This window comes from Marinomonas pontica, assembly GCF_036322735.1.
GTDB classification, from domain to species: Bacteria; Pseudomonadota; Gammaproteobacteria; order Pseudomonadales; family Marinomonadaceae; genus Marinomonas; species Marinomonas pontica.
In genome coordinates this window covers 253,088-265,199 of the sequence record NZ_AP027271.1, presented here as the reverse complement: position 1 = coordinate 265,199, position 12,112 = coordinate 253,088, and the positions used below count along the sequence as shown (strand labels likewise).

The window sequence follows — 12,112 nt, the reverse complement described above, 5'->3', positions numbered from 1 at the left end:
AACTCATTATAAAAGCGGATTCTTCCATGCCTAATCAAAGCCAATACAAACCTATCATTCTCATTGTGGACGACACGCCCGAGAACATCGATGTATTGGCAGCCACGCTGCGCAATGATTACGATCTCAAAATCGCCACCAATGGGAAGCGAGCGCTGCAAATCGCTCAACAAAGCAACCCCAAACCCGAAATGATTTTACTCGATGTCATGATGCCAGAAATGGATGGCTACGAAGTGTGCCGTCAGTTAAAAGCCAACCCCGTTACCTCTAATATTCCGGTCTTATTTGTGACCGCCAAAGCCAACCCATGCGATGAAGAGCAAGGTTTTGAACTTGGTGCCGTTGACTACATAACCAAACCCATCAGCCCGCCCAGAGTAAAAGCCCGCGTGCGTACGCACATAGCACTGTACAACCAAAGCCGTCTGCTACAGGAAAAAGTCAAAGAACGCACTCGTTCGCTTGAACAAAACCGGCTGCGTATCATTCAGCATCTTGGTCGAGCTGTAGAGTACAAAGACAACGAAACCGGTGCGCACGTCATTCGCATGAGCCATTACTCCAAATTGCTCGCAGAAGCGTACGGTGGCAACCCGGAATGGGTAGAAATGGTATTTAACGCCGCACCAATGCACGATGTGGGCAAAATAGGCATCGCCGATTCCATTCTTCTTAAACCCGGTAAGCTGAACGCAGACGAATGGGAAATCATGAAACAACATACGGTCTTCGGCGCGAAAATACTGGTTAATGGTGAGGACGACCCAATGCTCAAAATGGCCGAAGTCATTGCGCTCACGCATCATGAAAAATGGGATGGTTCAGGCTACCCACAAGGCTTAGTCGGCGACGCCATTCCTTTAGAAGGCCGCATTGTTGCCATCGCCGACGTGATGGACGCGCTGCTGTCAAAACGCCCATACAAAGCCGCATGGTCGCTTGAAGACACCTTGAAATACATGGACGAGAGCGCAGGTCAGCACTTTGACCCGGCTCTCATCAAGTTGTTGCATCAGGTCATGCCGGACATCGAGAAAATCCGCTCCGCCTATCCCGATGAAGAGCATTCATTCCAGGCAAAGTGCATTACTCCCAGATAAAGAATATTAAATAGTTTTTATTAATCAAAAGAACAGAAAATAACAATTTTAATAATAACTCCATTCTCCTTATTATGGATCTCGTTGGTAACGCAAACGATCTATCACTTAGGAGAAACACAATGATCAACACTCAAATCAAACCATTCAATGCAACTGCTTTTAAAAACGGCGAATTCGTAGAAATCTCTGAAAAAGACGTACTAGGCAAATGGGCCGTGTTCTTCTTCTACCCAGCTGACTTCACTTTCGTATGCCCAACGGAACTCGGTGACGTTGCAGACAAATACGAAGAGCTACAATCTCGCGGCGTTGAAGTATTCTCTGTGTCTACAGACACTCACTTCACTCACAAAGCATGGCACGACAGCTCTGAAACCATCGGCAAAATCAACTACTACATGGTAGGCGACCAAGCAGGCAACATCACCAATAACTTCGGTGTAATGCGTGAAGGCCAAGGTCTTGCTGACCGCGCGACTTTCTTGATCGATCCAGAAGGCACGATCCAAGCGATGGAAATCACAGCAGAAGGCATCGGCCGTGACGCTGAAGACCTACTTCGCAAAGTAAAAGCAGCTCAGTACGTTGCTACTCACCCAGGCGAAGTTTGCCCAGCAAAATGGAAAGAAGGTGAAGCGACGCTTGCGCCATCTCTTGACCTAGTTGGCAAAATCTAAGCTGACTTTAAAAGACCCTAAAAGGGGTCAGATCCCTTAATACCACATTAAGGGATCCCTTGAGGTGACACTCATCTTAAGGGATCTGACCCCCTTTATTCTTTAAATCTCTACCGCAAGTACCTCAATCAAAACGGGTTTTACATCATGTTAGAAGCAAACATCAAACAGCAGTTGGGCACATACCTACAAAATATCGTTAATCCGATTGAGATTACTGTGTCCTCAAATGGTTCTGCGAAAGCAGAAGAATTACTTAGCCTAGCGCGTGAAATTACCGAGCTACGCAACGACAAAATTTCTTTATCTGTAGACGAGAATTCAGCAGGTCGTGCGCCACAAATGGCGATTGGTCCTCAAGGCCAAGCACCTCGCGTTCGTTTTGCAGGCATTCCAATGGGCCACGAATTTACCTCTTTGGTATTGGCTCTATTGCAAGCGGGTGGACATCCATCCAAAGCGGCTCAAGCCACACTGGATCAGATCAGAGGCCTAGACCGCGAACTTAACTTTGAGGTGTACATTTCCCTCTCTTGCCACAACTGTCCAGACGTGGTGCAGGCTGTCAACCTTATGGCTGTGCTTAACCCAAACATCACAGCCACAATGATCGATGGCGCTTTATTCCAAGACGAAGTGGAAAAACGCGAAATCATGGCCGTTCCGTCTGTATACCTAAACGGCGAATTGTTCGGTCAAGGCCGCATGACCTTGGACGAAATATTGAACAAAGTGGACACCAACGCGGCCGACAAACAAGCGGCCGCTTTATCAGAAAAAGCCCCTTACGACATGTTGGTCGTAGGTGGGGGGCCAGCGGGTGCTGCCGCCGCGATTTATTCAGCGCGGAAAGGCATTCGTACGGGCGTGGTTGCCGAGCGTTTTGGTGGACAAGTCAGTGACACCATGGCGATTGAAAACTTCATCTCTGTCAAAGCCACTGACGGCCCGAAATTGGTCGCAGGCCTTGAACAACACGTATTGGATTACGATGTTGATTTGATGAAAACGCAAAAAGCGGTTCGCCTAGAGAAGAAAGAATTCATTGAAGTAGAACTTGAAAACGGCGCCATTTTGAAGAGCAAATCCGTTGTGTTAGCCACTGGCGCACGTTGGAGAGAAATGAACGTACCGGGCGAACAAGAATACCGTAATAAGGGCGTAGCTTACTGCCCGCACTGTGACGGCCCCTTGTTCAAAGGCAAGAAAACCGCCGTGATTGGTGGTGGTAACTCCGGTATCGAAGCCGCGATTGACTTGGCAGGCATCACAGAACACGTGACGGTATTTGAATTTGCTGACACCTTGCGTGCCGACGATGTATTGGTGAAAAAAGCCAACTCATTGCCAAACGTCACCATCATCAAAAACGCCATGACCACAGAGGTTATTGGTGATGGACAAAAAGTCATCGGCCTAAAATACACAGACCGTTTAACGGACGAGTCACACCTTGTGGACGTAGCGGGGATCTTCGTACAAATCGGCTTGGTGCCGAACAGCGAATTCCTAAAAGACACATTGGAGCTGAGCAACCGCGGCGAAATCATTATCAATGCCCACGGCGAAACCTCTATTCCAGGTGTATTCGCAGCAGGCGATGTTACGACGACACCGTACAAGCAAATCATCATCTCCATGGGATCTGGCGCGACGGCGGCTCTTGGCGCGTTCGATTACTTGATTCGGAACTAGGCCGCGAAGAGAACCAGTCTTCAGCCAACCCGAACCGACCAACGCCCCTTGCTCCACGCGCAAGCGCGAAAAGTCGCTATAGGACGTTGGTTGGTTCGTCTTAACGAAACAAACAACTAGAGTTACATAAACCGCCCTCTGGCTTAACTGGATGGCGGTTTTTTGTGCTCCTGCAATTAAGTTAGAAAAATACCTCTCGGCGGGAATTTGTTTCAACTAAATTAACAATTAACGCATTGCGTACAAAAATAAGTACAAGTACAATTTCAAGTACTTACTTTAAGGGAGTACCCTCATGGATACATTAAGTTATTCAGCATTTAGAACAAATCTTGCTAGCACGCTTGATAAAGTGAATGACGATCACAAGCCCGTTCTCATTACTCGTCAGGGCGGCAAACCGGCTGTACTTATTAGTTTGGAAGATTTCCAAGCCTATGAAGAAACGGCTTATTTAATGGCAAGTCCAAAAAACGCCTCTCGTTTAAACGAAGCCATTGCCGAAGTGGAAGCAGGCAAAACTCAGACAAGGGAACTGATTGAGGAATGATTTTATCTTGGGCTGAAAATGCATGGCAAGATTATCTCTACTGGCAACAGAAAGATAAAAAAACACTTAAACGCATCAATACATTAATCAAAGACGTCACCCGACACCCCTTTGAAGGACTTGGAGATCCTGAACCACTAAAACATAACTGGTCGGGTTACTGGTCAAGACGTATAGATCGAGAACACAGACTTGTCTATAAAGTCGATGATAACCAGTTATTCATCGTTCAGTGTCGCTATCACTACTAGCCGCCCCCTTCTAACCATTGCCGCAAGGACGCCTAAAATGCAAAAAAATATTTTTTTAGATTGGTCGGAAAAACTGAAGTTTGACGGAGAGTCTTTTCCTAGAGACACATTAAACCGTGCTAAATACGCTGAGTTTTTAACCCATTTTCTCGTGGGACAAGGTTATGACACAACAAGAGAATCAGGCGATGAAAAGCGTAATTATGTACTGAACCTCAATTCCGAATGGGGGTCTGGCAAAACCTACTTTCTAAAGCGCTGGTCAAACGACTTAAAAAATAACTTCCCTGTGGTTTATATCGATGCATGGCAACAAGACTACTCTGATGATCCATTAATAACGGCGATTTCGTCCATCATCAAACAGCTTAGAGAACAGGCGGATATGCCTGAAAACAGCCCAAAGATTCAACTTCCAAAAAAAGCATTAGGGCTTCTAAAAGCGGCCGCTCCAGGCTTTGCCAGAAGTATGGCGAAACGCTACTTGGATATGGATCTCGCAGCATTTCTACAAGCTGACAATGACTCTGAACTGAAAGACGCCAAAGATGGCGAGGGGAACCCCATTGATCTAAGTGAGCTCGCCTCAACAATGGTGAAGCAACTTATTGATGAACATGATGGTAAAAAGAAAGCCATTGATGACTTAAAAATTCATGTGGCAAATTGGGTTAAAACGGTTACTGAAACACAAAAACTGTCCTATCCAGCCTTTATCTTTATTGATGAGTTAGATCGCTGCCGCCCAAGTTACGCTGTGGAAATGCTCGAAACCATCAAGCACATCTTTGACATCCAAGGCATTGTCTTTGTCGTCGCTACAGATACTGAACAACTGCAACATGCGGTAAAAGCCATTTATGGGGAAGGGTTTGATGCTCGTCTTTATCTTGGCCGCTTCTTCAATAGTCGCTTTAGCCTTAAAGCGCCAGACCTAAAAAGCTTTTTGGAAGTACATACCGACATCAGCAAATTATCGGGCGAGTATCTAGCACACGCAGGTATTCAGATCCTTCCTCCCAACGATGATGCAAAAATTACGCTAAGCAATATTTCCGTGATTTTAGATGCGTTTAAAATGCCACCTAGAACCGCCATTCAAATCGCTGACCGTGTGGTCGCCACCATTTCCAACATGTCTAAAGGCTCTAAAATTGATATTTTGATGCTAACGACACTGCTGTGCTTTTATGAAGAAGATCATAAACGATTTAAAAGAATCATTGCTCGCGATCTAAAATACCAAGACAAAAGTGGTCAAGACGTTGAGCTTAAGGATTACATACAAGACCATTTTGGGGGCTGTGAGTCACTTATTAAAATGCAAATAAATCCAATGGAGCTTATACCTACACTCACTCCTTCAAATTACAGCCCTCGTGCAAACACTTATGGACCTGATATTTATGTGTTATCACTCAAGCTTTATCTAACAGAAGTCTTTTTAAAGCTTTTCAGCAGACCGAGCGTCCTATTCATAAGCCTCGATAGCTCACAGTATGATGAAAAAGTAGCTCCTATAAATGATCTATTTAAAACGTTAATTACAAATTCTAAAAATGAACCACAAAAAATAGGTTTGCTATGGTTCAAAATACTAAACATCCACTATCAAGTCGATTCCATTAAAGCCACAGAATATCGAGACTATGTCGAACTTGCATCCGCGTTAGACCTGATTGAAGAAGGCGCAGAACATGACTAACAAACACATTGGTTCTTCATTTGATGATTTCCTTGAAGAGGAAGGTATCTTAGCTGAAGCCAACGCTGTGGCTATAAAACGAGTGGTAGCTTGGCAGATTCAGCAAAAGATTGAACACGAACATTTATCCAAAACAAAAATGGCGCAGCTGATGAAAACAAGCCGCTCGGGGTTAGATCGACTGCTTGATCCAAGCAACACGTCTGTCACGCTTCATACCTTGGATAATGCCGCGAAAGCGTTAGGTAAAAAACTAAAACTAGAGCTTATCTAACCCCAAGGTACATTCCACAAACGCGCTGATGGCACTGGAAGGGTTGTCTTTGCGCGATACCAAGTAAGTTGGCGCGTTGGCGATGTCGGCTTCTATGGTTCTAAAAGCCAGCCCTTCGGTTTTATGAAGCGAAAGTAACGAGCGCGGTATCATGCCGATGCCCATGCCTGCAATGACGCAACCAATCATGGTGTAGTGGCTGGGGATTTCGATGATTTTTTCACACACTCGGCCTTGGCGTTTTAGCCAAGTTTCTAATCGATGCCGATAAGAACAACCTTTGCTGTAGCCAACCATGGTGAGGGATTCGGGTAATGTGTCTTGTGCTGCCCATGCTGCTGGCATGATGAGTACGAGTTCTTCGTCAAAACACTTAACGGCATGGATTCGTGGGTCGTCCGGTGGGTCTGACGCCATGGCAATATCCAATTCACCATCAATGACACGGTTAATCAATGGCATGGAGGCGGCGGTCATCAGTTCAATCTGTACCGCAGGAAAAGTGCTGTGATAGCGCGCCAGTAAGCTGGGCAAACGTGACGCGGCCGAACTTTCCATTGACCCTAAGCGCAATAGCCCTGCGGGTTCAGTATGGGTTAATTCGGCGATGGCGCTCTTTTGCAGCTGAAGTATTTTGTCTGTGTACTCCATGAGACGCAACCCGGCCGAGGTCACAGACAGGCGATTGTTTTCTCTTAGAAACAGGTCGAGTTTTAACTCGCTTTCCAATTTTTTTATTCGTGCGGTGACATTAGACGGCACTCGATTTAAGGCTTCGGCCGCCCGAGTGACGCCTTTGTGCTCGACAACGGCCTTGAACACCACCAAATCTGAAATATCCACAGTCTATAAACCTTCATTTTTTATGAATGTTATGTTCTTTATAATTCGTTATTAATGAAAGAAATATACCTCTATACTGTGAAAAATTCAAAGCGAAAGAGGCTTAGATTATGACTCAATCAAATGCAAAAATGCCTTCTGTGCCCTTGGCCGGGCTGGGGTATGCGTTGGCGGCGGTGGCGATTTGGACAGGTTTTATCTTGGTGTCAAAAGCGGGCGCTTTGGGGGCTTTAGCCTTACCTGACATGATGATGGTGCGTTTTGGTACGGCCTTTGTGTTGTTTTTTCCGTTTATTTGGCAACACCGTAAAACCATCTTGCAATGGCGTATGTTTGCCTTAGGCAGTATCGGCGGATTGGCTTACGCGCTGTCTGTGTTCAATGGTTTTCAATTGGCGCCCGCTACCCATGCGGCGTTACTGCTGCCCGGTTTGATGCCCATTATGATCGCGGTGTTTGCGTATTTTTTAGCGGGCGAGCGCCATTCTGTGTCTTCTTGGATCGGCATTGGTATCAGCAGTGTGGGGATTCTGGCTTTGTTGACCGAAACCATGCTGTCTGGCGCGTCATATTGGCAAGGCGATATTAGCTTTATTGTGGCGTGTGTGTTTTGGGGTATTTTCACCGTGTTATTGCGCCGCTGGAAATTCGCCCCTTGGCAAGCAACATTGGGCATCATTGCCGTCACAACGGGGCTGTTTGCGCCTGTGTATTTGCTTTTTCTACCGCATCATTTGGGTGAGGCATCATGGGAGATGATCGGTTTACAAGCCTTCTACCAAGGCGTGATGGCAACAACGGTACAAATGGTCTGTTACGGACGCGCGGTGCACAGTTTAGGGGCGACTAAAATGGGCGGATTGATGGCGCTGGTGCCTGTATTTGCCAGCGTCTTGGCTGTACCTTTGTTTGGGGAGTTATGGACCACCGGATTGACTCTGGCGCTGTTGTTCATCCTCACCGGTACGATGGTTGGGAATGTGCCCTTGGCAACGCTGCGTGCCTTTTCGGTCAAAAGGAAATGGGGCAAAGCCTAAAACAGAAGAGTCATGGTCTATTTGTCAAAAAAAAGAGAAAGCCTTCGCTTTCTCTTTTTTGTGTTTTGATTTCGTTCAAAAACTACACAGACGATTTTTTCACAAATTGTGATTTCAGCATCATTTCACCGCCGCCATCCAGTTTGCAATCGATATCGTGATCACCGTCTACAAGACGCTTGATCGTTGCTTTGGTGCCGATTTTTAGCACCTGAGAAGAGCCTTTCACTTTAAGGTCTTTTGCCAAAGTGACTTTATCGCCTTCTTGCAATAAGTTACCGCCCATGTCTTTGATAATCAGAGCGTCTTCATCTACAACCACTTCATTTGGGTTCCATTCGTGCGCGCACTCTGGGCAAATCAGCATAGCTTGATCTTCATAAACGTAAGCTGAATCGCATTTTGGGCAATTTGGAAGACTCATATTTATCACTACCTTCTAACGTAAAACGGAATAATTTGACGCATTATAACCTCATTCTTAATAAGGTTTTTCATTACGAGGAAAAAAATTCAATTTTCTTTGTCACTCAGCGAAAGTACGAAAAAACATGGACAAGACGGCGCTTTTTCCCAACACTGGATACACAATAATAATCACCATTTAGCAAAGATAAGGATTCCCAATGATCACCCCTATTTACGCGGCCCTGCTGGTTTTTCTGTACATTTTTTTGAGCTTTCGAGTCATCAAGCTGCGAATGAAATACAAGGTGGGCATTGGTGATGGCGATCATCCCCTTTTGACTCGCGCGATTCGCGTGCACGGTAATTTTGCTGAAAATGTGCCCTTTGCTCTGCTGTTACTATGGATGTACGAAAGTCTGCCTGGGGCGCCGATTTTGGTTCATCTTATGGGCGCATTGTTGTGCATTGGACGCTTGATTCACGCTTATGGCGTCAGCCAAGAAAAAGAACCGCTGATCTATCGCCAAGGCGGGATGATGATTACCTTCTTTATTTTATGCACGACCGCCTTGCTGATTCTAGCGCATCTGCTTTTGGGATAGGGTTGCTCGCGTACCGATACACTGAACCTCATTTGACGCTAAACCGCCAAAAAAATTAAACCAACACCGGCTTCTTTGCGTACTAAAGTTAGTGAATAGCAATCAATAGGATGAAGCAATGAAGTTGGGCGTGGTTTGGTTCGGGGATGATTTGCGCTGCGCTGATCAAAGTATGTTGTGGCGAGCGGTTCAGGAAGTCGATTTCCTTGTGTGTCTGTATTGCGACGAGCCACATCAACAGCGCCCAAGCCGATACGCAACGCAAGGCATGTCGGCCAATCGTCGGCGCTTTCTGGAACAGGGGTTGAATCAGCTCTCTGCGCAATTAAATGCAATGGGGCAGACCTTGTTTGTGAGTTCCTTGGACGCTTTCAGTAGCCTAAACGTGCTGCTCAATGCGGTGCCCATTTCACACCTGTACCGCAATCATCATGGTGGCTGGGACGAACAACAAACTCTAAAACGCATCGCCAATCACTTCCCAGATGTGCGCATTCATTTAGACCACGGCTTAAGTCTGTTCACACCGTCTGAGTTGCCTTTTGAGATCACTGAGCTGCCCGATTCCTTTTCGAAATTCCGTCGCTTAGTCGAGAACGTCGATATTTTTACGCCTTTACCAAGCCTACAAAAATTGTCACCAATGCCAGATTTTGACATTGAATGCCTGCGACCTTGGCAACAAAAAACCATCGACAACCACAACACATTCACCGGCGGCGAACGCGCCGCTATGGATCAGCTCAGCGATTATTTTTCCACCGATCTGCCAAGCCAATACAAGGCTACCCGTAACGAATTAGACGGTTGGGAAAACTCCACCAAATTCTCACCTTGGTTGGCGCAAGGCAGTGTGTCAGCCAGACAAATCAAAGCCAGCCTAGACGTGTATGAGCGCGACCATGGCGCTAGCGAATCAACGTACTGGATTTATTTCGAACTGCTGTGGCGCGAGTATTTTCATTGGTACGCGACGCGCTATGGTAAACGCCTTTTTTTGCCCGGCGGCTTAACTGGAAAGCACACTCAAGGCAGTTATTACGCAGAACGCTTTCGCAAATGGAGCCAAGGCAACACGCCTTATCCCATCGTAAATGCCTGCATGAAGCAACTTAATGAAACAGGTTTTATGAGCAATCGAGGCCGACAAATTGCAGCCAGTTGCCTGATCTATGAACTGGGCATCGATTGGCGCTATGGTGCAGCGTATTTCGAAGAGCAATTACTCGATTACAGTGTCGGCTCCAATTGGGGGAATTGGCAATACATCGCCGGTGTTGGCGCCGACCCCAGAGGCGGTCGTCATTTCAATTTGCAAAAGCAAACCGAACAATACGACCCGACTCAACAGTTTATTCAAAAATGGCAAGGTCACGTAGGTGACACGCAGTTGGATTCGGTCGATGCGGCGGACTGGCCTATTTATCCTGCACAATGAGTCACCAAAACATGACCACTGAACATGCGCCAAAACCCGTTGTGGTGTGGCTAAAACGCGACTTACGACTCAGCGATCATCCGCCGTTGGCGTCAGCCATCGCATCGGGCAGTCCCGTCATTCTGCTCTATATTCTTGAGCCCAGCCTCATTGCCGACCCCCATTACGATGAGCGTCATTGGCGCTTTGTCTGGCAGTCATTAGAAGACATGCATCACCAGCTTGCCAACCATGGTGGCCACCTGCATATCGTTTGGCAAGACGCGCTATCTGCCCTTGAATCGCTGCATGAAACCACGCAATTTGGCGCGTTATTCAGTAGCGAAGAGATTGGCATTGGCGTCACTTTTGAGCGCGATTTGCACATTAAAGCTTGGTGTCGCCAACAGCAAATATCTTGGCAAGAATCGCCGACTGGCGCTGTTTTTCGTGGACTACATAATCGGGAAACGTGGGACGAAGATTGGCAACAAATCATGCGAGCTCCCTTAGCAAACATCGACCTTAAAGCGATAACCTGGTACGACATTGACACACCCACGCCAGCCATCCCAACCTCATGGCAAACCCCACAAAAAGGCATCCAAACGGGCGGTTCTACACTGGCTTGGAAAACCTTAGAGAGTTTTTATGAAGGTCGAGGAAAAGACTATTACCGCGCCATTTCCAGTCCGCTGAGCAGCCGATCGGCCTGTACTCGGCTGTCGCCTTATTTAGCGTGGGGCAATATCAGCCTAAGAGAAGTCTATCAAGATCTCCTGTCCCGTTGGAAAACCGCGGGCTGGAAGCGAACGCTCATTGCGCTGAGTTCACGACTGCACTGGCACTGCCATTTTATGCAAAAGTTCGAGAGCGAATGCCGTATGGAATATCAGCCAGTCAACCGCGCTTACGAGCAATTTCCTTATCGCCAAGACGATCGTGTCGAGGCCGACTTGCTTGCTTGGCAACAAGGCCGAACAGGCTGCCCGATGGTTGATGCGTGCATGCGCGCGTTACACAAAACGGGCTACATCAACTTTCGTATGCGTGCCATGCTGGTCAGCTTTCTGTGCCATCACCTCAATATTGATTGGCGTTTGGGGACACACCATCTCGCAAGGCTGTTTCTCGATTTTGAGCCCGGTATTCATTACCCACAGTTGCAAATGCAGGCCGGTGTCACGGGGGCAAATACCATTCGGATTTACAATCCGGTTAAACAAGCGCAAGACCAAGACCCTGACGGAGCGTTTATTCGCCGCTGGGTGCCCGAGTTGCAGGAAGTGCCCGCACCTTTGATTCACTCACCTTGGAAAATGTCTCCCATGGAAGAGGCACTTTATCGGTGCTCGATTGGTAAAGATTACCCCGCGCCTCTTGTTGACCTTAAAGAAGCCGCCAAAGCGGCGAGAGACAGGCTGTGGGGCTATCGCTCACAACCAAACGTGCTGCAAGAAAAACGTCGTATATTAGCTACCCATGTGCGCTCGAACCGTCACAAGAAAGTCAAACAGACCACACCAAAAGAAGCCACATGACACCCT

General features: G+C 47.0%; 13 protein-coding genes. 11 read left to right on the top strand and 2 right to left on the bottom strand.

Going from position 1 to position 12,112, the window contains the following annotated elements; translation table 11 throughout:
- Nucleotides 1-26 precede the first annotated feature (26 nt).
- The 7 genes from AABA11_RS01200 (at nt 27) to AABA11_RS01170 (ending at nt 6,258) form a co-directional block, all read left to right on the top strand.
- Nucleotides 27-1,103 (top strand): response regulator, encoded by a 1,077-nt coding sequence (locus AABA11_RS01200; RefSeq protein ID WP_265730276.1) that lies wholly within the window; start codon nt 27-29, stop codon nt 1,101-1,103.
- 122 nt (nt 1,104-1,225) lie between these two features.
- On the top strand, nt 1,226-1,783 hold the full coding sequence (gene ahpC / locus AABA11_RS01195; RefSeq protein WP_265730277.1) for an alkyl hydroperoxide reductase subunit C: 558 nt from the start codon (nt 1,226-1,228) through the stop codon (nt 1,781-1,783).
- 147 nt (nt 1,784-1,930) lie between these two features.
- A complete protein-coding gene (gene ahpF / locus AABA11_RS01190; RefSeq protein WP_265730278.1) occupies nt 1,931-3,478 on the top strand; it encodes an alkyl hydroperoxide reductase subunit F in 1,548 nt (515 codons plus the stop codon).
- Nucleotides 3,479-3,773: 295 nt separating this feature from the next.
- Nucleotides 3,774-4,028, top strand: coding sequence for a type II toxin-antitoxin system Phd/YefM family antitoxin (locus tag AABA11_RS01185; RefSeq protein ID WP_265730279.1), 255 nt, complete (start codon nt 3,774-3,776; stop codon nt 4,026-4,028).
- Nucleotides 4,025-4,279 carry a Txe/YoeB family addiction module toxin gene (locus AABA11_RS01180; protein ID WP_265730280.1) on the top strand — a complete coding sequence of 85 codons (255 nt, stop codon included), beginning with the start codon at nt 4,025-4,027 and terminating at the stop codon, nt 4,277-4,279. The genes AABA11_RS01185 and AABA11_RS01180 overlap by 4 nt, the downstream gene beginning before the upstream one ends.
- A 37-nt stretch (nt 4,280-4,316) precedes the next feature.
- Entirely contained in the window at nt 4,317-5,984 is a 1,668-nt protein-coding gene (locus AABA11_RS01175) for a KAP family P-loop NTPase fold protein (protein WP_338264728.1), read from the top strand.
- Nucleotides 5,977-6,258, top strand: a complete 282-nt coding sequence (locus tag AABA11_RS01170; protein WP_265730283.1) for a Fis family transcriptional regulator — start codon at nt 5,977-5,979, stop codon at nt 6,256-6,258. Before AABA11_RS01175 ends, AABA11_RS01170 begins: the two co-directional genes overlap by 8 nt.
- On the opposite strand, the gene AABA11_RS01165 is transcribed toward AABA11_RS01170, so the two are convergent.
- A complete protein-coding gene (locus tag AABA11_RS01165; protein ID WP_265730284.1) occupies nt 6,244-7,101 on the bottom strand; it encodes a LysR substrate-binding domain-containing protein in 858 nt (285 codons plus the stop codon). The genes AABA11_RS01170 and AABA11_RS01165 overlap by 15 nt on opposite strands.
- Before the next feature lie 110 nt (nt 7,102-7,211).
- Here AABA11_RS01165 and AABA11_RS01160 point away from each other — a divergent pair, with 110 nt between their 5' ends.
- The gene (locus AABA11_RS01160) at nt 7,212-8,138 is read left to right on the top strand and encodes a DMT family transporter (protein WP_265730285.1); all 927 of its coding nucleotides are present in this window, start codon (nt 7,212-7,214) and stop codon (nt 8,136-8,138) included.
- Between the two features lie 82 nt (nt 8,139-8,220).
- Here the strand turns inward: AABA11_RS01160 and AABA11_RS01155 are convergent, their stop codons facing one another.
- The gene (locus tag AABA11_RS01155) at nt 8,221-8,562 is read right to left on the bottom strand and encodes a zinc ribbon domain-containing protein YjdM (RefSeq protein ID WP_110574595.1); all 342 of its coding nucleotides are present in this window, start codon (nt 8,560-8,562) and stop codon (nt 8,221-8,223) included.
- 202 nt (nt 8,563-8,764) lie between these two features.
- On the opposite strand from AABA11_RS01155, the gene AABA11_RS01150 reads away from it, so the two are divergent.
- From AABA11_RS01150 to AABA11_RS01140, 3 genes are all read left to right on the top strand, one after another.
- On the top strand, nt 8,765-9,148 hold the full coding sequence (locus tag AABA11_RS01150) for an MAPEG family protein (RefSeq protein ID WP_265730286.1): 384 nt from the start codon (nt 8,765-8,767) through the stop codon (nt 9,146-9,148).
- Between the two features lie 118 nt (nt 9,149-9,266).
- Nucleotides 9,267-10,586: a DASH family cryptochrome gene (locus AABA11_RS01145; protein WP_265730287.1), complete on the top strand. Its 1,320-nt coding sequence runs from the start codon at nt 9,267-9,269 to the stop codon at nt 10,584-10,586.
- Nucleotides 10,587-10,597: 11 nt separating this feature from the next.
- A complete protein-coding gene (locus AABA11_RS01140; RefSeq protein ID WP_265730288.1) occupies nt 10,598-12,106 on the top strand; it encodes a cryptochrome/deoxyribodipyrimidine photo-lyase family protein in 1,509 nt (502 codons plus the stop codon).
- Nucleotides 12,107-12,112 lie beyond the last annotated feature (6 nt).

Bases quoted from the DNA above. Each gene is read 5' to 3' on its own strand.
- AABA11_RS01170 (WP_265730283.1), top strand. From the start codon at position 5,977: ATGACTAACAAACACATTGGTTCTTCATTTGATGATTTCCTTGAAGAG.
- AABA11_RS01200 (WP_265730276.1), top strand. From the start codon at position 27: ATGCCTAATCAAAGCCAATACAAACCTATCATTCTCATTGTGGACGAC.
- AABA11_RS01185 (WP_265730279.1), top strand. From the start codon at position 3,774: ATGGATACATTAAGTTATTCAGCATTTAGAACAAATCTTGCTAGCACG.
- AABA11_RS01140 (WP_265730288.1), top strand. From the start codon at position 10,598: ATGACCACTGAACATGCGCCAAAACCCGTTGTGGTGTGGCTAAAACGC.
- AABA11_RS01160 (WP_265730285.1), top strand. From the start codon at position 7,212: ATGACTCAATCAAATGCAAAAATGCCTTCTGTGCCCTTGGCCGGGCTG.
- AABA11_RS01180 (WP_265730280.1), top strand. From the start codon at position 4,025: ATGATTTTATCTTGGGCTGAAAATGCATGGCAAGATTATCTCTACTGG.
- AABA11_RS01150 (WP_265730286.1), top strand. From the start codon at position 8,765: ATGATCACCCCTATTTACGCGGCCCTGCTGGTTTTTCTGTACATTTTT.
- ahpC (WP_265730277.1), top strand. From the start codon at position 1,226: ATGATCAACACTCAAATCAAACCATTCAATGCAACTGCTTTTAAAAAC.
- AABA11_RS01155 (WP_110574595.1), bottom strand. From the start codon at position 8,562: ATGAGTCTTCCAAATTGCCCAAAATGCGATTCAGCTTACGTTTATGAA.
- AABA11_RS01175 (WP_338264728.1), top strand. From the start codon at position 4,317: ATGCAAAAAAATATTTTTTTAGATTGGTCGGAAAAACTGAAGTTTGAC.
- ahpF (WP_265730278.1), top strand. From the start codon at position 1,931: ATGTTAGAAGCAAACATCAAACAGCAGTTGGGCACATACCTACAAAAT.
- AABA11_RS01145 (WP_265730287.1), top strand. From the start codon at position 9,267: ATGAAGTTGGGCGTGGTTTGGTTCGGGGATGATTTGCGCTGCGCTGAT.